Here is an 18,004-nt window from a genome sequence, read left to right on the forward strand (position 1 = left end):
GACAGGACGAGCAGACTTCGTCCAGCCGCCTTCACAAAAAATCGAACACCCGTCGGGCATTTTCCTCGTCGCTGTCGACCGTTTCATGCGCAGTTCGGCAATCATGCCGTTGATGCTGCGTAAAATTCCGGCATGCCGCTGCTGGCGGCAGAGGTTACGTTGTTCAAAAATTGCCGCGAGGCCGTTTCCCAGGAATAGGACTTCGACAGAGACAGTGCTGCATCCGGGGCGCATCCCAGTGCTGCGAGGCAGGCGGTGCGCAGATCGTCGTTGAGCGCTCCAGCCTTCGGAAATCCGCCGAGAATATCAATCGGTCCGGTCACGGGGAAGGCGGCGACCGGCACACCGCTTGCCAATGCTTCCAGAATGGTGTTGCCGAACGTGTCTGTCTTTGACGGAAAGACGAAGACGTCGGCCTGCGCATAGGCATCCGCCAGTTCTCTGCCAGTTTTTACGCCGGTGAAGAGGACGTTGGGATATCTGCCTTCAAGGTCGGCGCGGGCCGGGCCATCGCCGATCACTACTTTCGATCCGGGCAGGTCGAGATCGAGAAATTCTGGCAGGTTCTTTTCCACCGAGACGCGACCGACCGTCATATAGATCGGTCGAGGCAGGCCAAAGGGACGAGCGATTTTTTCGCGCGGGAAGAACTGCGCTGAATCGATGCCACGGCTCCAGCGTTTGAGGTTCTTGACGCCGCGCGCGTTCAGTTCGCTCTCGAGGCTCGGCGTTGCCACCATGCATGCACTGCCGCCGTTGTGAAACCAGCGTACGAACGCATAGAGCCAGCTTTCCGGTACGGGAAAGCGCGCTGCGACATATTCGGGAAAACGCGTATGGTAACTGGTGGAGAAGCGCATGCCGTGCTTGATGCACCAGCGTCGCGCCATAAAGCCGAGCGGACCTTCCGTGGCGATGTGGACGTAGGAAGGCTGGCTTTTTTCGATCTCTCTCGACACGCGACGATAGCCAGCGACGGAAAGGCGGATTTCAGGGTAGGTCGGGCAGGGTACCGAATGAAAACTCTGTGGTGTGACCATGCAGACTTCGACACCCATGCGCTCCAGCTCGGCATTGGTGTTCTCTATGGAGCGGACGACGCCGTTGACCTGTGGATGCCAGGCATCGGTCACGATGGTAATTCTGGTCATGCCTTGCCGACCCCCGCGCTTGCGAATCCCGACCATGCCGGGCTTCTGCGTGTATGCGACAGGCGTGTTACAGCTTCATGTCAGCTCTTGGGCAATCGTGCGGGATCGATCAGTGCGCCATGATGACCGATGACTGTGGCTGCCACCCTGGCGGCGAAAGCTGCGGCGTCGTACGGTGCAGCGCCGGCCACCAGCCTGGAGAGGAAGGCACCGTTGAAACTGTCACCGGCGCTCGTGGTGTCCACCACGGAAGCGGATTGAACCGCAGGCGCGTGGCTGCGCACTCCTCCAAAGTCCAGGGTCGCGCCCTTTGCCCCGTCCTTTACAAGGATGTCCTGAACGCCGAGTGCTCTATACCGGGATATGGTCGCCTCAACATCGGCGTCGCCAAAATTGCCGGCTTCGTCATCGAAACTGGGCATGACCAGTGTTGCCGCGCGCGCGCCGTCGGTGATGGTGTCCAGCATCGTTTGCTTGTCGGACCACAGGCGAGGGCGAATGTTGGGATCGAATACCACGCGCTTTCCCGATGCCCTGGCGCGACGCATCTCCGCGAGAAACGTGTCGACGGCGTTGGGGTTGGCAAGAATGGCAAGCGTTATGCCGGAGAAATAGATGAGGTCCGCCGCTTCAATCGTACCCCGCAGGTGATCGGCATCGGCTGCCAGTTGGCGTGCTGCGGCTGTGCTGCGCCAGTAGCTGAATGTGCGCTCCCCGTTCATCAGGTTGATGAGGTAGAGGCCCGGCGTTCCCCCTTTGATGCGAGACACGTTGCCGGTCTCGATGCCTGCTGCCTGAATAAAAGCCAGCATCTCTTCGGAAAGAGAATCATCGCCCAATGCCGTGAAGTAATCCACTGTCCAGTCGGCGGGCAGGCAGGCGCGTGCGTACCATGCGGTGTTGAGCGTGTCTCCGGCATAGCCCTTGCGCAGCAGGCCGTCTCCTGCCTGCGAAAGCTCCACCATGCATTCGCCGATAGAAAGAAACCGTCCAGCCACTGCAATTACCTCCCGAAAATTGACGCTTCGCATTACAATGCCTGTCGCAGGCTGGCAAGGGCAAGTCATCTTATGAGTGTCACCTCTTCGCAAATGCAGCACGATTGCCGTTTACGAATGGGGAAGGGCTTTATATGCTTTGGCGAGATTCACTGGAGATTGCCCATGCCGGACCTGAACACCTCCACCACGACTGCCACACAAGACGGAGACTGGTGGAGGGGAGCGGTGATCTATCAGGTCTATCCCCGCTCGTTTCAGGATACGACAGGCGACGGCTATGGCGACCTTGCCGGCGTGACCAAGCGTCTATCCTATATCGCGTCGCTTGGCGTCGACGGCATCTGGCTGTCGCCGTTTTTCACATCACCCATGGCGGATATGGGTTACGATGTTTCCGACTATTGCAATGTCGATCCGATGTTTGGAACGCTTGCGGATTTCGACCAACTGATAGCCGAGGCACATCGACTGGGTCTTAAGGTGATCATCGATCAGGTCATCTCCCATACGTCTGACCAGCACCCCTGGTTCAAGGACAGCCGCGCAAGCCGTACAAATTCCAAAGCGGACTGGTATGTCTGGGCCAATCCCAAACCGGATGGCACCGCTCCCACCAACTGGCTTTCCGTATTCGGCGGTCCGGCCTGGGAATGGGACGGCGTGCGCAAGCAATATTACATGCACAATTTTCTCACCTCCCAGCCGGACTTGAACTTCCACAATGTCGAGGTTCAGGATGCGCTCCTGGAAACGGTGCGGTTCTGGCTGGAGCGGGGTGTCGACGGTTTCCGGCTCGATACGGTCAATTACTACTTCCACGATAAGCTGTTGCGCGATAATCCTCCACATGCACCCGACAGTGACGACGCGGGTCTGGACGCGCCGGATGTAAACCCCTACGGCATGCAGAGCCACGTTCACGACAAGACGCAGTTTGAAAACATTGCGTTTCTCCAACGTTTTCGTTCGCTGCTTGATGAGTATCAGGGGCGCATGACGGTAGGCGAGGTGGGGGACGGCGCTCGCTCGCTCGAAACTGTTGCGGCTTATACGTCCAATAATGACAAGCTCAACATGTGCTACACCTTCGACCTTTTGGGGCCGGATTTTACCGCAAAGCACATTCGTGACGCCGTGGATGGTTTCGACAAGGCCGTAACCGATGGCTGGGTGTGCTGGGCGTTCTCCAACCATGACGTCGTGCGCCATCTGAGCCGCTTTTCAGAGGGTGTCGAAGAGCAGACATGTGTCGCCAAGCTCGCCTTCAATGTTCTTGCGAGCCTGCGTGGCTCTATCTGCCTCTATCAGGGTGAGGAACTGGCGCTGACGGAAGCCGAGCTCGCCTTCGAAGATTTGCGTGATCCCTATGGAATTCGCTTCTGGCCCGCCTTCAAAGGCCGCGATGGATGCCGCACGCCAATGGTATGGGAAACGGGAAGTCCGAATGCCGGGTTCACGACGGCGGAAAAGCCATGGCTGCCTGTTCCCTACGCCCACGCCATGCTGGCGGCGGATGGGCAACAGCGCAAGCCGGATTCGGTCCTGAATCATTACAAAGCCGTTCTGGAATTCCGCAAGCGACACGCCGTGCTGCGCGATGGCGACATGCATTTTCTGGACACGCAGCAGGACCTTTTGGCGTTCACGCGCACGAAGAATGATGAGACGATGCTCTTCGTTTTCAATCTTACCCGCGAGCCTGTCGATTATCTCGTCCCGAGCGAGTTGAAGTTCGGTGAGGTATTGCAAATGCCGGGTTTTGCACCGCATTTCGACGCCGGGGTCGTCAAGCTGGATGGGCTGGATGCCTTTTGCGGGATTTTGACGTGAGGAGGCAGCGTTCGCCGCAAGCTTACAGAATACCCTTCGTCATCTCCGGATCGAGACTGAGGATGAATTGCCATAGCAGCGCTTTGTCGAACTGCTCCTCCCGGCACATCATCCAGCTAAGGGCCTGCTGGGATGACCAGCCTTTCTTATAGGGGCGTGTGGACGTGAGTGCGTCGAAGACATCGCAGATCGTGCTCATGCGAACTTCGGTGCTGATCTCGTCGGCGCTCAGCCTGTTGGGGTAGCCCTTGCCATCCAGACGTTCGTGGTGGGACCGGCAGATATCGAGAACCAGCGCAGGCATCCTGCCGTGTGTGGAGAGCAGCTGATAGCCGCGTTCGGGATGTTCCTCGACCGTGTAGCGCTCTGCAGTGTTCAACGGTCCCTGCTTTTGTAGAATAGTCAAAGGGATGGTCAGCTTACCGATGTCGTGCAGAATGCCGGCCATGCACAGATGTTCGACGGTTTCGTCGTCCATGTGCATCGATCTTCCGAAATGCAGCAACAGGGCGGCGACTGCAAGCGAGTGAACGAAGGTCGCGCTGTCTCGGAAGCGCAGACGCGACATGCCAATGTAGAGCGAAGGGTTCTCTTCCATCGTCCGGGCCACATCGGTCACCAAAGGCGTGAAAGCTTCCACCGTGATCGTTCGACCCAGACAGACGTCCTCGATCAGCGAGCGTGCTTCGGCAGTCTGGCCCTTGATCTTCAGAGAGGTTTCTATCCTGTCCTGCTTGGTTGCACTCGCAATGTTGCGCGCGCCCGAACCGTGGGAGTGTTCAATAGGACGCCCCAATGCAGTGTTGATGAAAACTGCACTGATGTTGCTTCTCTGGATAATGTCTATTTCATTGCCGGAGCGGACAGTAAATCGCCTGCCCAATGTCGGACTATCCTGCCAGGCACCTTCGATCGCTTCTACGAACATGCCAATTTTCAACTGCGACTTGTCTATTCTTGTTACAACCACAGAATGCTCCGGCAGTGGCACCTCTTCCCGTAGATCGTTATTTAACGTAACTGTCTTAATTTAATGTGAGTATGTTTTTATATTTGGGTCCATTCAATTAGTTATTTCTTGGATCAATGAGCGCAAACCGGTCGACATCCACCATTCCCATGTCCGAAATCTTGAGATGCGGGATGACGGGCAAAGGCAGAAAGGCGACTTGCAGGAAGGGCTCCTCCAATGTGGTGCCCAGTGCATAAGCGGCTTTTCTCAATTCGTGCAGCGTGTCGCGCACAGTCTCATATGGCTCAAGGCTCATAAGCCCCGCCACCGGAAGTGCAATCTCCCCGGTGACCTTGCCGTTCTCTACCACAACGAAGCCGCCCTTGATGTCCCCTAGACGATTTGCCGCCTGGGCCATGTCGTCCTCATTGACGCCGACGACGCAGATGTTGTGACTGTCATGCCCGACGGTGGAGGCAATGGCGCCTTTCTTGAGGCCGAAGCCCTGAACGAAGCCGTTGGCATGGTTGCCGTTCTTTCCATGGCGCTCGATGACAGCAACCTTGATGATGTCATTGTCGAGATCGACACTTGTCTGATTTCCATCCGTGGGCAGTGTGTAGCGGCGATGTTCGGTGATGATCTTTCCGGGCATGACGCCAATGACCGGTGTCTCACTTTCGGTAGCGGGAACGCCGAAATGGGAGGCGTGTACCGGTCGTGTCTTGACGCTGTCCAGGCCCACGGGCGCTACGGACTTGCGGCCGGCGAAGAGATCGTCGGTGACCCTGCGTCCGGCGGAAAACACCATGCTGGCCTTGCAGTTCTGCAGCGTATCAATGACCACCAGATCAGCGCGCCAGCCGGGCGCGACAAGGCCTCGGTCGCGGAGGCCGAAGGCTTTTGCAGCGGAAATCGATGCGGCGCGATAGATCGCCAGCGGTTCGACGCCACTTCGAATGGCGGTTCTGATCATATAATCAAGGTGGCCCTGCTCGGCGATGTCGAGCGGGTTGCGGTCATCGGTGCAAAGCGCAAGATAGGGAGACAGCCGCTCGGTGATGATGGGCATCAGCGCGTGCAGATCCTTGGAAACCGAGCCTTCACGCACAAGGATATGCATGCCTTTACGGATTTTCTCCAGCGCTTCCGTCGCGGTGGTGCACTCATGCTCGGTTCGGATACCGGCAGACAGATAACCGTTCAAAGCGGTGCCGGATAGGAGCGGGGCGTGACCATCGATGTGCTGGCCCTGAAATGCCTCGAGCTTGGCCATACAGATCGGATCTTTGTGAATCACGCCCGGGAAGTTCATGAACTCGGCAAGGCCGATGACTTTCGGGTGGTTCCGAAACGGCAGCAGTTTTTCGATCGGCAGATCGGCACCGGAGGTTTCCAGATGCGTTGCGGGAACGCAAGATGAAAGCTGGACGCGAATGTCCATAATGGTCTCCAGCGAAGAATCCAGAAAGAACTGGATGCCTTCGCTGCCCAAAACATTGGCGATTTCGTGCGGATCGCAAATGACCGTCGTTACACCATAGGGAAGTACGCAACGGTCGAATTCATGAGGCGTGACCAGCGAGGACTCGATGTGAAGATGCGTGTCGATGAAGCCGGGCACGACGATTTTGCCGGTGATGTCGATGACCTCTACACCTTCGTATTTGTGACCCGTACCAACGATGGTATCGCCACAGATCGCGATATCGGATGCGACCAGTTCACCCGTGACGAGGTCGAAGAAACGGCCGCCTCTCAGCACGATATCCGCTTTTTCGCGTCCAGTTCCCTGATCGATTCTGCGTTCGAGTGCGGATGCCATCATTTACCTCATCTTTATCGTGCTGCTGGCCAGAGTAAGCAGATGCGCCAAGCGCTTGTCCAGCAAATCCGGGTATAAAAACAAAACCGGGCGCGACTGGCGCGCCCGGTTCAATAGTGGCGTTCAGCGTATATTACTCGGCGGAAACGATCTTGCCGTTTTCCCACTTGTAAAGAGAGAAGGCCTGCGAGGTCAGGTCACCCGTCTCGCCATACGTCAGTTTGCCGATGGCAGTCGCCACAGGCTCGCCGGCCTTCAAGGCCTTTGCGACGGCTTCGGAGTCTTCTGCGCTTCCGGCCTTTTCAATGCCTGCCTTCAAGACTTCGACGGCTGCGTAAGCGTTGAGCGTAAAGGCTTCTGCGGGAATGTTGGCCGCAGTCAGTGCGTCGGCAGCAGCCTTGGAGTCGGCACTCTTGGTGGCATCGGCCGCATTGGTGAAGATGGTGCCAGCGGCTGCGTCACCGCCGATGCTCCAGAATTCGGTGTTGGACAGTCCGTCGCCGCCAATCACGGTTGCCTTTGCGCCTGCGTCCTTCAACTGGCGAACCAGAAGGCCAGCCTCTGGGTGATAACCGCCGAAGTAGACGACATCGACATTTTCAGACTTCAGACGGGTGGTGAGCGCGCTAAGATCCTTTTCGCCTGGTGTCAGGGCGTCATAGAATACCTCGGTCACGCCACCGGCATTGAGCGTCTTCTTGAAGGAGTCAGCGAGGCCTTTGCCATACGCGCCCTTGTCGTGGATAACGGCGATGCGGCGATCCTTCAGCTGCGCCAGCACGAGCTTTGCTGCCACTTCGGCCTGCTGGTCGTCGCGACCGCACGTCCGCAGCACGTTCCACAGGCTGCGGTTTGTCAGATCGGGTGCGGTTGCCGTGGGCGTGACCATCAGGATGCCGTTTTCAGCAAACACGTCGGATGCAGGAATGGCGACACCGGAGGTCACCGGGCCAACGACGAAACGAATGCCTTCGGCCACCAGCTGGTTTGCCGCAGAAACGCCCTGCTTGGGCTCGCCGCCATCGTCTGCAAGCTTCAGGACGACCTGCTCGCCCAGAATGCCACCATTCTTGTTGATGACATCAACGGCAGTCTGTGCGCCCTTCTTGACCTGATCACCATAGGCAGCGACCGGACCTGTCAGCGGCGCGATGAGGCCAATGACGATCTCGGCATGCGCCAGCGGTGCGAAGGCAACCGATGCGGCAAGCGTCAGGCCCGATAAAATCTTGAATTTCATTACTGTCTCTCCTTGGGTTGTTTCGTGTCCCCGATGTCACCGGAAGCAGGTGCGCTTGCGTAGCGCAGATCAAGCCTTGTCCCGGACCACGCGGTGCCGTCTCATATTTGATTTCCGACATCCTGTTCTGGTCTTACTCGCCAGAGGCGATTTCGCAAGCCATGTTTGATCTATTTCACATGCGTCTGCGTAAATCCTTGGTGAGCACAGACCGGGTACCTGTTTTGCAGGGTTCGCGACTTTGACTGCTGGCTTTTCGATGCAGACGGGGAGATAGTGACGTCATGACGCCATCCGACGAAGAGTTTCTAAAAAGCCTGCCGGTCTTTCTGCATTTCGAAGATGTAGCGGACCCCATGCTTTATCGCGCTCTTCCCGATGGCTGGGCGCTTGCGCTGGCGGATATCATCGATTCCACCGGCGCAATCGAAACCGGCCGCTACAAGGCGGTGAATATGGCAGGGGCGGGTGTCATTTCCGGCCTCCTGAATGCCCTCCAGCGCCATGATCTTCCTTTCATCTTCGGTGGCGATGGAGCGGCAGTTGCGATTGCCCCCTCGCAGATCGATGCGGCACGCGACGCTCTGGCAAAGGTGCAGACATGGGTATCGGATGATATCGGCCTGATGTTGAGAGCTGCCATCGTGCCGCTGTCCGCCATCCGCGATGAGGGCTTCGATGTCCGCGTTGCGCGTTTTCAGGCGAGCGACGATGTGTCCTATGCCATGTTTTCCGGCGGTGGAAACCATTGGGCCGATGAACAGATGAAAGCCGGTCGTTTTCTGGTCGATCCTGCAGAAGCCGGGGCTAGGCCGGATCTGACCGGCTTGTCCTGCCGCTGGAACCCCATTGAAGCGGCGCGTGGCAAAGTGGTTTCCATCATAGCTCTTCCGGGGCCGAATACCAATCCGCTGGCATTTCGCGAAATCGTCTCCGAAATCGTTGCGCTGGCCAATGAGGACGGGCGAGGCGGGCACCCGGTGCCGGTCGACGGACCTCCACTCGGCTTCATACGGGAAGGTCTGGTTCTCGAGGCCAAATCCCTGTCCGCCTATCGTGACCGTGTTGCACAGCTTCGCAAAGGGGCTTGGGTCCTTTTCCAGACCATCCTCATCGCGGTCCTCTATCGCTTCAAAAAGACGGTCGGCCGATTTGATCCCGTGCAGTACAAGCGCTCGGTGGCCAGCAATACGGATTTTCGCAAGTTCGATGACGGGCTGAAAATGACCGTCGACGTGGATGGCGATACCCTCAAAAGGATCAAGGCGAGACTGGAAGGGGCGGCGCGCGAGGGCATCTGCTTTTATGGCCTTCACGAGCAGGACACTGCGCTTATGACCTGCATCGTGCCTTCGCCATTGTCGAAAGACCACATGCATTTCGTCGATGGTGGTGATGGAGGTTATGCAAAAGCCGCAAGTCATCTCAAGGCGCAAATGCAGTCTATGATCTGACAAAAAAGAAAAACGCCATGCAACCGTAAGGGTGCATGGCGTTAACAACGCAACACCGGCAACCAGCTTTAATGAAGCCGGTTACGCAGTGATGTTCGCGCTAACATTCAGGCCGCTGTTTTTTCCGTGCTTGCCGGGGCGCAGTAGATGCCTTCAAGCGTCGCCAGAATTTTCTTCACGGATTCCGATGTGCTGGAATAGTAGATGGTCTGTGCATCCCGGCGGGTCTTTACCAAGCGCTGGGCACGCAGTTTGGAAAGATGCTGAGACAGAGCGGACTGGCTCAAGCCTACCTGCGTCGCCAATACGCCGACCGGCACTTCGCCTTCGACGAGGCTGCAGAGAATCATCAGCCGCTTTGGATTTGCCATAGCGGAAAGAAGGCCCGCTGCTGCTGTGGACTGTTCTGAAAGCGATTCTGTGTTCATATTCTCACTTCTCCTGAGTGAAGCCCAACCGGACTGCCTCAATGGCAAAACGAAACGTTATATGGCGCAAGTGTATCAATTCGGTAAGATCGTTGTATATACCTAAATCTAAGGTACAGCCTACTCTTTATTAGCAATACGTGAAATTATCATATTTGCTCGTCTTCTTCTTAAAAAATAGTCTAAAATTCTATTTTATCGCGTTCTAACGAATTTCATTGGGCTGATTTTTTTATAAATGCCGATCTGTTGGTATTTCATTTTCGATTTCGCTAAATCATATTGCCGGCATATGGTTTATGGGCTTTCGGATGAGCCCCTAAATCTCGCACCTGCTTTGAAGAAAGTTGGAAGGCAGTCTTACAGGTCCCGGCGACGAATCTCTTCAGCTAGCAATCGTGGATTGCGTCGGATTGTCTCGTGAGGTCAGCTTGCAAGGATAAAGGGTAGCGCATCGGCGGGCCTGCGGCGCGCTCGTGACGCGCCGCAGGATTCGTCACTTGCGACGATGGAGCGTCAGTCCGCGCACTACGTCGTCAGCAGAGACGGTGCCGATAATCGATCCGTTGTCCACGATGCCGATCGCGCCCGGCTGTCTGGCCATTGCATCCAGAATGTCGACGAGCGGGGAGTTTGGCCGGGCGGTTGCGGTCACCGCCAGTCCGGCATTTTCGGCAGTGACACCCCGACGCATGACGTCTGCCGCAGTCAGCATGGTGATCGGGTTCATGTTCTGCACGAAATCGGCGACATATTGGTTAGACGGGTTTTTCACGATCTCCTGTGGCGTGCCGCACTGGATGATGTGGCCACCATCCATCATCGCTATGCGGTTGCCGATGCGGAATGCCTCGTCCAGATCGTGGCTGACGAAGAGGATCGTCTTCTTCAGTCGGCTCTGAAATTCGAGAAGTTCGTCCTGAAGTCGGTTGCGGATGAGGGGGTCCAGCGCCGAGAAAGGCTCATCCATCAGCAGGATAGGCGCGCCGGTGGCGAAGGCTCTGGCAAGGCCTACACGCTGCTGCATCCCGCCCGAGAGTTCCCCGACCTTGCGGGTGGCCCATTCGGACAGATTGACAAGCTCCAGTTGTTCGGCAACCCGCTTCTTGCGCTCGGCTTCTCCCATGCCTGCGAGTTCCAGCCCGAAGCCGACATTGTCCGCCACGTTGCGCCATGGAAGCAGCCCGAACTGCTGAAACACCATGGACACCGTGTGAGTGCGCAAGTCCCGCAGCGCTTTCGTAGACGTCTGATAGGGATCGACGTAGCCTGTGGGCGTTTTCACGCTGACCTTGCCCCTTGCCACGGGTGCCAGCCGGTTGACTGCACGCAAGAGCGTCGATTTGCCGGAACCGGAAAGTCCCATCAAAACGAGGATTTCCCCTTCCTTGACGGTGAGCGAGGCATTTGCGACCCCGAGCACAAGGCCGGTTTCGGCTTTGATTTCGGCGCGCGTTTTGCCCGCATCCAGCAATGGCAGGGCTTGGGCAGGATTGTTGCCGAAGACGATATCGATGTTTTCAAATATGATCGCGTCACTCATGCCTCATCCTCCGATCCGGGCAGGCGGAACAGACGGTCGAGTATGATCGCGACAATCACAATGCAGAGACCGGCCTCGAAGCCCATGGCGATATTGACGGTGTTGAGCGCACGCACCACCGGCACGCCAAGGCCGTTGGCACCGACAAGCGCGGATATGACCACCATCGACAGCGACAGCATGATGGTCTGCGTCAGCCCCGCCATGATCTGCGGCGTTGCGAAGGGTAGTTCGACCTTGCGAAGAACCTGCGACGGGGTCGCGCCGAAGGCGACCGCCGCCTCCACGAGAGCGGGTGGCGTGGAGATGATGCCAAGCCGCGTCAGGCGGATGGGTGCGGGCAAAGCGAAGATGACCGTGGCAATCAGTCCGGGTACCATGCCAAGGCCAAACAGGACGAGCGCCGGAATGAGGTAGACGAAGGTCGGGATCGTCTGCATCAGGTCGAGAACCGGGCGCATGATGGCATAGGCCCATTTGCGCCGGGCTGCGAAGATGCCGAGCGGCACGCCGAAGGCCATGCATACGGCGCTGGCGGCAATCACCAGAGCCAATGTTTCGGTGGTGGCCTTCCAGTATCCGAGGTTGATGATGAGCAGCAGACCGAGCGCTGTGAACAGCGGCATGCCGATGGAGCGGCGCATCCACGCCGAAAGCGCCGTCAATATGGCGACGATGATAAGCGGATGGGGTGTCTGAAGCAGAAAGAGAAAAGCGTTTATGACGCTTTCGAAAATGAAGGATAACCAATCAAAGAAAAAAGAGAGATTTCCGGTCAACCAGTCGATTGCTTCTTTGGCATATCGACCGATCGGTAAACGATTTTGAGAAGCGCTGAGCCATTCCACGGTAAGATCGGACCTTTCGTGAACGGAGTCATGGTCGTCTTCCCGCCTGATGGCCGGAAGACGGGTTCAATGCAGTCATGTCGTCGGTCAGAGACCGAGGCTCTTCTTTGCTGCGGGCAGGGCGTCTGCGCTGCCGTCCTTGGTCTTGACGCCGGCCAGCCATGGCTCGATGACGGAAGGATTAGCCTTCAGCCATTCGGTCGCCGCGGCTTCGCCCTCTGCACCATCATTCAGGATCTTGCCCATGATTTCGTTTTCCATGGGAAGCGTGAACTGGAGGTTCTTGAGGAAGGTGCCGACATTCGGGCATTCCTGCAGATAGCCAGCACGGACATTGGTGTAGATGGTCGCGCCACCGAGGTTCGGGCCGAAAACATCGTCGCCGCCGGTCAGATAGGTGAGCTTGAAGTTGGAGTTCATCGGGTGGGGTTCCCAGCCGAGGAAGACGATGGGGTCACCGGATTTCTCGGCGCGGGCCACCTGTGCCAGCATGCCTTGTTCCGACGATTCCACCACGTCGAAGCTCTTCAGGCCGAACGTGTCTTTTTCCACCATGCCCAGTATCAGGCGGTTGCCGTCATTGCCCGGCTCGATACCGTATATCTTGCCGCTCAGCTCATCCTTGTGGGCGGTGATGTCCTTGAAATCCTTGATGCCGAGCTCGGCGCCCTTGCTGTTTGTCGCCAGCGTGTATTTCGCGCCGGTCAGGTTTTCGCGCACAGTTTCCACGGATTTGTCATCGCGATAGGCTTTGATGTCGCCTTCCATGGTCGGCATCCAGTTGCCGAGGAAAACGTCGATATCCTTGTTTTTCAGGGAGGTGTAGGTCACCGGAACGGACAGGATTTTGACGTCCGTTTCGTAGCCGAGGCTTTTGAGGATGACGGAGGCAGTGGCTGTGGTCGCGGTGATGTCTGTCCAGCCGACATCGGAAAAGCGGACCGTTCCGCAACTGGCAGGTTCCGCAGCCGATGCGGCGGTGGTGAAGAGTGCCATGGCAGAAACTGCTGCGGCGAGGGCCAGACAGCGGTGGTTTTTTGCAAGCATTGCTTACTCCCTGTTTTTTAAGTTCCCTGCCATTATCAATATATGCGCCGCACAATCAACTCAGGCGCATTTGCGACACGGGGTAGAAATTTTATATCGCCCTCAATGCGTGTGTCGGGCTGCTGAAACCTGTGTTTTTTACTGTCCTGCTCTTGCCCTGTGTCGTCTCTGCCCTGCAAAAGACCTCCAAAGAACGACCCGGAGGGCATGATGGCCAAGCTCTACTTCAACTATGCGGCAATGAACGCCGGAAAATCCACCATGCTCCTGCAGGCATCCTACAATTATCAGGAGCGCGGCATGCGCACACTGATCTTTACGGCTGCCTTCGATAATCGCGCCGGTGTCGGCAAGGTCGCGTCTCGTATTGGCCTGTCGTCCGATGCGCTCGTTTTCGACGATACGACGGATATCTTCGCTGATGTGAAACGTCTTCATGCCGAAGAACCGGTGGCCTGCGTTTTCATCGACGAGGCGAATTTTCTGTCGGAACATCATGTGTGGCAACTGGCGGCAATCGCCGATCGGCTGTCCATACCGGTCATGGCCTATGGTTTGCGCACGGATTTTCAGGGCAAACTGTTTCCCGCGTCCAGAGAATTGCTCGCCATAGCCGATGAGCTGCGTGAAATCCGCACGATCTGCCATTGTGGGCGCAAGGCCTCCATGGTCGCACGGTTCGATTCTGATGGTAACGTCGTGAAAGAGGGCGCGCAGATCGATGTGGGCGGCAATGAGAAATACGTTTCCTTCTGCCGCCGGCATTGGATCGAGACCGTCAAGGGCGAGTGAGATACCTGTGACTGCGACAGGTTGGCGCATTTTGATTTTGGTCAAGGAAGGAGGCTTGCTCCGGGCGTAGGACCGTCGTGGAAAGACCGCGACTTCGCGGTCTCGCTCAGGGAGTTAGTCGTATGAAGAATATTCTTCGTCTCGTGACCGGTGTTGCCGTGGCAGGGCTCTTCGCATTGCCGGTCCTTGCTGCCGATATCGAGATCAGGATGCTGAACAAGGGCGCGGATGGTCAGGCCATGGTGTTTGAGCCTGCCGCTGTCAAAGCCAAGATCGGCGACGTCATCACGTTCGTTCCTGTCGACAAGGGTCATGACGCCTCCGCCGTGAAGGGGCTCATTCCTGATGGTGCAGAGGAATACAGGGGCAAGATGAACGAGGCGCTGAAGGTCACCGTCGATAAGGACGGTGCCTATGTCTTCAAATGCACGCCGCATCTGGGCATGGGCATGGTGGCGCTCATCGTCGTTGGCGAGGCTCCGCCCAATCTGGATGCCGTCAAAACAGGCAAGCTTCCCAAGAAGGCGCGCGAAAGACTGGATGCCGAGCTGGCCAAGCTCAATCTTTAACGCGTGGATTTCCATCTCCCGCATTGAGTAAAGGTCGCGCATATTTATATGAGCGGCCTCTTTTTCGGCCAGTGATTCGGGAGACCACCCTGCATGGCCAAATCGCCTTCGTTCGATAGTCACATCGTAAAGACAAAAGAGCTTGCCCAGCGATTTCAGACGCTGACGGCAGCGCTTGCCGAAGGGTTGGGAAAGCTTCCGCAGAATGGCGATGAAACCGCGTTTGCGGCAGAGACGGCAAAACTGGCTGAGGTGCAGAAGACGAAGACCTTGCTCGAAGCCGATCTTCTGGCGTCGTGCATGAGTGTTTCGAAGCGTACCGACCACGCCTATGACGCGTTCGACAGGGTTGATGAGGTCAGCCGTTTCGATGCCTTTCTCGCGATGTTCCGGCGGCGTAGCGGCGCGGCGTTCAAAGTCTCGCGCTCCAGAAAACTGGCCATCGCCGATAGTCTGCGGTCGATCCTGACGGACGCCGCTGACATCTACGGGTTCGTTCAAACCGAGAAGGACCATGCGGCAGGGCTGGTTCCGACCTGTGAGCAAACCCTCGTGCGCAGTATGGAGCAGCGTCGTGGCGTCGTTTCCTCCATGGACGAGGCTCGGCAACGTGACAGGGAGGTCGCGCTTGCGCTCAGCACTCTGCGGCGCAAGATCGCCGACGGCCAAGACGAAGCGCGTCTTGCCCAGTTCAAATCCGAGGAAACCGAAACGGCAGGGCAGCACGACATCATTCTTCAGAGCCGGAAGCAATTGGCCGTGGAGCATCACGTCCTGGATCGTCAGGCCATCTTGCTAGGAGATTTGATAGATGTGCTGAACGATATGGTTTCGCTGTACAGCGTGGTTTCCCACGCGCTTGCGCTGGAGGCCGAACGATGCTTCCAGCTATATGATGCCGTCTATGGCACGCTAGAGCCACTGATTGCCCTTGCTCAGCCTCATTCTTCACAAACTTCAGGCGAGACGGAGCCGCCGCTTCTTGGTGCGTTCGGCACGTTGTTGTCGTTGCACGCTCAGGGTACTGTGACCATGCAGGACATCGAAAAACGCAAAACCCGCGCCGATGACGCGCTGGCGCATCGCCGCAATGCCTTGGCCCAGCCGGAAGCGTGATGGTTGCATTCAGAAAACGACGCGCCTTCCGTTGTATCGTGTCTTTGGGCACCATATGTGAGTGACAGCGATCCGCAGCCGGATCGCGCGTGATTGTCGCACTGGATCGTCCACTGTTCAAAGGGCGGTTCCGGCTTGGTGAAACTGGGCATCTGGTCTTTTGGGGATACCCCGGCTGATGCGCTAAGGAGAGTTTAACGATGCTCGATCCGGTCCTCGCGTTTTTCAGGCGCATTTTTACGGCGCTTGGAAGAGGCGCATCTCTTGTGATCGCATGGCTTTTCTGGCCGTTCCGCGCAGCCCATGGCTGGTATGGAAACCGACAGGGCTTCATCAAGGTGCCGATTGCTGCGGCGCTCGTTTTCATCGTCGGTCTCTATGGCTATTTCGTCTGGCAGACGCAGGTCTGGACAAACTTCAACCCCGACTACGTCAACAGCTACAAGTTTTCGGAGCGCACGCTGGGTGCGGGGCAGGAACTGCCCGCGGCTGCACCAGCAACGGCGGCGGCATCCACAGCCACACCGCCTGCTGCCGATGCTGCTCCTGCCGTTGCGGCGGCAAAGAGCTGCCAGAGCTCGGCTATCGTGGATGTCTCTGCCGGGTTGATTGATTTCAATGTCGATCAGAATGCGTGGATTTCTTCGATGCTGCTCTATCGCCTCGGCCTTTTCGGCATCGATTGGGACAGCACGCCTTTCCTCGATAACAAGGCTTCCTTCCAGCGCGGCGTCAATCAGGCCGTTCGCCGGACGTCGGTGGAACTGGTAGACTCGCTTGGTCGTGTTCGCGGCACGTCCGGCGTGGACAACAACCTCCAGAGCGCTCGCGGTAACCTCCAGTTCGACGAGTATTCCTGGTACTTCGGTCTCAATCCTTTCGGTCCCAAGACACCGAGCCCAAGCTATTATCGGTCTGCGGCGGAAAGCCTGCGCAAATTCAACGCAAGCCTGTCGCAATGCAACTCCGTCTTCGACGGACGTGCGGACAACCTCATCCAGTTCGTGGATCGTATCGCAAACGACATTGGCGGTACCTCAGCCATTCTTCGTGAACGGTCCGAGAACTACAATGGCGGCTGGTTCGATACCCGTGCGGATGATCGCTTCTGGTTCGCTTACGGTCAGCTCTATGGCTATTACGGCATTCTCTCCGCTGCCGGTGCGGACTTCTCGCAGGTCATTCGCGAACGCAATCTGACCAGCCTCTGGAATGACACTCTGCTTCAGACACGCGCCGCGCTGCGCATTCAGCCCTTCGTCATTTCCAACGGTGACGAAAGCGGATGGATCATGCCGTCGCATCTGGCGACCATGGGCTTTTACGTGTTGAGAGTGCGCTCGAACTTGGTTGAGCTGCGATCCGTTCTGGACCGGTAAAACATACCGGCTGGCGCTGCCATCAAGGGAGCGTCAGCTGATCAGCTTCAGGCGGATCGCCTTTGCAACAAGTTGCGTACGGTTGACGCAATCGAGCTTGCGGATCGCATTGTTGAGGTAGGCATTGATCGTGTGATCGGACAGCGTCAAAATCTGCCCGATTTCTGCCGAGGTCTTGCCCTGCGATGTCCAGTGGATGACCTCCAGCTCACGCTTGGTCAAGCTGCGGGGCGCCACCATTTCGGCGCGGCGCAGACGCTCGTACACGTCGAAGGCATGGATCGTAATCATGCCGATTTCGTTGAGAGTGATCTGCGAAGGCAGTTCGCATTTGCCGTCGAAACGCATCAGATGCCGTTCGCCATTCAGCGAGCTTGTGGGAATGACGAGGCCGTTGCAGATGCCGAATTGCACGAGCAAATCAACGATGGGCGCGACTTCCGGTTGACGCGTATCGAGATCGTCCAGAGACCACGAATGCGGCACCATGGATTGCTTGACCCGAGGGAGCACAGGGCAGTAGCGCAACAATCGCATCGCGTCGAATTCGCGAATGAAGCGGCTGGGAAACGTTGTCTCGATGATTGTATTGCCCAGCATGTCCTCTTCGGGACGTGGCAGCTGCATCAGTGAGGCATGTGTGTAGCCGAATTCCTTGGCTACGCCCTGTAGCACCTGCAGCCAGCGAGGCCGGCTTTCTGCAGCCGATATCTCCTGACTCAGTAGCGACTGCCGTTCGAGCGTGATCATCAAGGTTTTCGTTCGCAAAAATTAATATGTTACGGGTGACAAATATACGAACCAGCCAAAAATACCACTCTTTATTTCA

Annotated in this window: 16 protein-coding genes; 6 read left to right on the forward strand and 10 right to left on the reverse strand. The window is 57.1% G+C overall.

The window, feature by feature from the left end:
- Window positions 1-101: 101 nt before the first annotated feature.
- A complete protein-coding gene (locus ASF29_RS03825) occupies window positions 102-1,151 on the reverse strand; it encodes a bifunctional monoglucosyl/glucuronosyl diacylglycerol synthase (RefSeq protein WP_062449018.1) in 1,050 nt (349 codons plus the stop codon).
- Window positions 1,152-1,231: 80 nt separating this feature from the next.
- Window positions 1,232-2,149: a sugar kinase gene (locus tag ASF29_RS03830; protein ID WP_062448766.1), complete on the reverse strand. Its 918-nt coding sequence runs from the start codon at window positions 2,147-2,149 to the stop codon at window positions 1,232-1,234.
- A 165-nt stretch (window positions 2,150-2,314) separates the two neighbouring features.
- Between ASF29_RS03830 and ASF29_RS03835 the strand changes: the two genes are divergently transcribed.
- A complete protein-coding gene (locus ASF29_RS03835) occupies window positions 2,315-3,982 on the forward strand; it encodes an alpha-glucosidase (protein ID WP_062448769.1) in 1,668 nt (555 codons plus the stop codon).
- A gap of 22 nt (window positions 3,983-4,004) precedes the next feature.
- On the opposite strand, the gene ASF29_RS03840 is transcribed toward ASF29_RS03835, so the two are convergent.
- The 3 genes from ASF29_RS03840 to ASF29_RS03850 all read right to left on the reverse strand — a co-directional run bounded on the left by ASF29_RS03840 (window position 4,005) and on the right by ASF29_RS03850 (window position 7,999).
- Window positions 4,005-4,973: an HD domain-containing phosphohydrolase gene (locus ASF29_RS03840; protein ID WP_348271299.1), complete on the reverse strand. Its 969-nt coding sequence runs from the start codon at window positions 4,971-4,973 to the stop codon at window positions 4,005-4,007.
- A gap of 76 nt (window positions 4,974-5,049) precedes the next feature.
- Entirely contained in the window at window positions 5,050-6,759 is a 1,710-nt protein-coding gene (gene ade / locus ASF29_RS03845; RefSeq protein WP_062448773.1) for an adenine deaminase, read from the reverse strand.
- Between the two features lie 133 nt (window positions 6,760-6,892).
- A complete protein-coding gene (locus ASF29_RS03850; protein WP_062448775.1) occupies window positions 6,893-7,999 on the reverse strand; it encodes a branched-chain amino acid ABC transporter substrate-binding protein in 1,107 nt (368 codons plus the stop codon).
- Window positions 8,000-8,283: 284 nt separating this feature from the next.
- Here ASF29_RS03850 and ASF29_RS03855 point away from each other — a divergent pair, with 284 nt between their 5' ends.
- Window positions 8,284-9,453 (forward strand): DUF3095 domain-containing protein, encoded by a 1,170-nt coding sequence (locus ASF29_RS03855; RefSeq protein WP_062448777.1) that lies wholly within the window; start codon window positions 8,284-8,286, stop codon window positions 9,451-9,453.
- A gap of 107 nt (window positions 9,454-9,560) precedes the next feature.
- Here ASF29_RS03855 and ASF29_RS03860 read toward each other — a convergent pair whose 3' ends face one another.
- From ASF29_RS03860 to ASF29_RS03875, 4 genes are all read right to left on the reverse strand, one after another.
- Window positions 9,561-9,881, reverse strand: a complete 321-nt coding sequence (locus tag ASF29_RS03860) for a metalloregulator ArsR/SmtB family transcription factor (protein ID WP_062448780.1) — start codon at window positions 9,879-9,881, stop codon at window positions 9,561-9,563.
- A gap of 496 nt (window positions 9,882-10,377) precedes the next feature.
- Window positions 10,378-11,424 (reverse strand): choline ABC transporter ATP-binding protein, encoded by a 1,047-nt coding sequence (gene choV, locus ASF29_RS03865; protein WP_062448782.1) that lies wholly within the window; start codon window positions 11,422-11,424, stop codon window positions 10,378-10,380.
- Complete coding sequence (choW, locus tag ASF29_RS03870) at window positions 11,421-12,323, reverse strand: choline ABC transporter permease subunit (RefSeq protein ID WP_244473486.1); 903 nt, start codon at window positions 12,321-12,323, stop codon at window positions 11,421-11,423. Before choW ends, choV begins: the two co-directional genes overlap by 4 nt.
- A gap of 36 nt (window positions 12,324-12,359) precedes the next feature.
- Window positions 12,360-13,268, reverse strand: coding sequence for a choline ABC transporter substrate-binding protein (locus ASF29_RS03875; protein WP_244473487.1), 909 nt, complete (start codon window positions 13,266-13,268; stop codon window positions 12,360-12,362).
- A 261-nt stretch (window positions 13,269-13,529) separates the two neighbouring features.
- Here ASF29_RS03875 and ASF29_RS03880 point away from each other — a divergent pair, with 261 nt between their 5' ends.
- From ASF29_RS03880 to ASF29_RS03895, 4 genes are all read left to right on the forward strand, one after another.
- On the forward strand, window positions 13,530-14,111 hold the full coding sequence (locus ASF29_RS03880) for a thymidine kinase (RefSeq protein ID WP_062448788.1): 582 nt from the start codon (window positions 13,530-13,532) through the stop codon (window positions 14,109-14,111).
- A 122-nt stretch (window positions 14,112-14,233) separates the two neighbouring features.
- Window positions 14,234-14,680, forward strand: a complete 447-nt coding sequence (locus ASF29_RS03885; RefSeq protein WP_062448790.1) for a pseudoazurin — start codon at window positions 14,234-14,236, stop codon at window positions 14,678-14,680.
- Window positions 14,681-14,773: 93 nt separating this feature from the next.
- The gene (locus ASF29_RS03890) at window positions 14,774-15,796 is read left to right on the forward strand and encodes a hypothetical protein (protein ID WP_062448792.1); all 1,023 of its coding nucleotides are present in this window, start codon (window positions 14,774-14,776) and stop codon (window positions 15,794-15,796) included.
- 200 nt (window positions 15,797-15,996) lie between these two features.
- Window positions 15,997-17,175: a DUF2333 family protein gene (locus ASF29_RS03895; RefSeq protein WP_062448793.1), complete on the forward strand. Its 1,179-nt coding sequence runs from the start codon at window positions 15,997-15,999 to the stop codon at window positions 17,173-17,175.
- Between the two features lie 33 nt (window positions 17,176-17,208).
- Here the strand turns inward: ASF29_RS03895 and ASF29_RS03900 are convergent, their stop codons facing one another.
- Window positions 17,209-17,925, reverse strand: coding sequence for a LuxR family transcriptional regulator (locus tag ASF29_RS03900; protein WP_062448795.1), 717 nt, complete (start codon window positions 17,923-17,925; stop codon window positions 17,209-17,211).
- Window positions 17,926-18,004: the final 79 nt, after the last annotated feature.

Source organism: Rhizobium sp. Leaf262 (assembly GCF_001422245.1).
GTDB lineage: Bacteria > Pseudomonadota > Alphaproteobacteria > Rhizobiales > Rhizobiaceae > Agrobacterium.

What these genes read in the sequence shown, in the direction of transcription:
- ade (WP_062448773.1), bottom strand. Translation starts at nt 6,759, where the DNA reads ATGGCATCCGCACTCGAACGCAGAATCGATCAGGGAACTGGACGCGAA.
- ASF29_RS03855 (WP_062448777.1), top strand. Translation starts at nt 8,284, where the DNA reads ATGACGCCATCCGACGAAGAGTTTCTAAAAAGCCTGCCGGTCTTTCTG.
- ASF29_RS03825 (WP_062449018.1), bottom strand. Translation starts at nt 1,151, where the DNA reads ATGACCAGAATTACCATCGTGACCGATGCCTGGCATCCACAGGTCAAC.
- ASF29_RS03895 (WP_062448793.1), top strand. Translation starts at nt 15,997, where the DNA reads ATGCTCGATCCGGTCCTCGCGTTTTTCAGGCGCATTTTTACGGCGCTT.
- ASF29_RS03850 (WP_062448775.1), bottom strand. Translation starts at nt 7,999, where the DNA reads ATGAAATTCAAGATTTTATCGGGCCTGACGCTTGCCGCATCGGTTGCC.
- ASF29_RS03875 (WP_244473487.1), bottom strand. Translation starts at nt 13,268, where the DNA reads ATGGCACTCTTCACCACCGCCGCATCGGCTGCGGAACCTGCCAGTTGC.
- ASF29_RS03885 (WP_062448790.1), top strand. Translation starts at nt 14,234, where the DNA reads ATGAAGAATATTCTTCGTCTCGTGACCGGTGTTGCCGTGGCAGGGCTC.
- ASF29_RS03880 (WP_062448788.1), top strand. Translation starts at nt 13,530, where the DNA reads ATGGCCAAGCTCTACTTCAACTATGCGGCAATGAACGCCGGAAAATCC.
- ASF29_RS03890 (WP_062448792.1), top strand. Translation starts at nt 14,774, where the DNA reads ATGGCCAAATCGCCTTCGTTCGATAGTCACATCGTAAAGACAAAAGAG.
- choV (WP_062448782.1), bottom strand. Translation starts at nt 11,424, where the DNA reads ATGAGTGACGCGATCATATTTGAAAACATCGATATCGTCTTCGGCAAC.
- ASF29_RS03860 (WP_062448780.1), bottom strand. Translation starts at nt 9,881, where the DNA reads ATGAACACAGAATCGCTTTCAGAACAGTCCACAGCAGCAGCGGGCCTT.
- ASF29_RS03900 (WP_062448795.1), bottom strand. Translation starts at nt 17,925, where the DNA reads ATGATCACGCTCGAACGGCAGTCGCTACTGAGTCAGGAGATATCGGCT.
- ASF29_RS03835 (WP_062448769.1), top strand. Translation starts at nt 2,315, where the DNA reads ATGCCGGACCTGAACACCTCCACCACGACTGCCACACAAGACGGAGAC.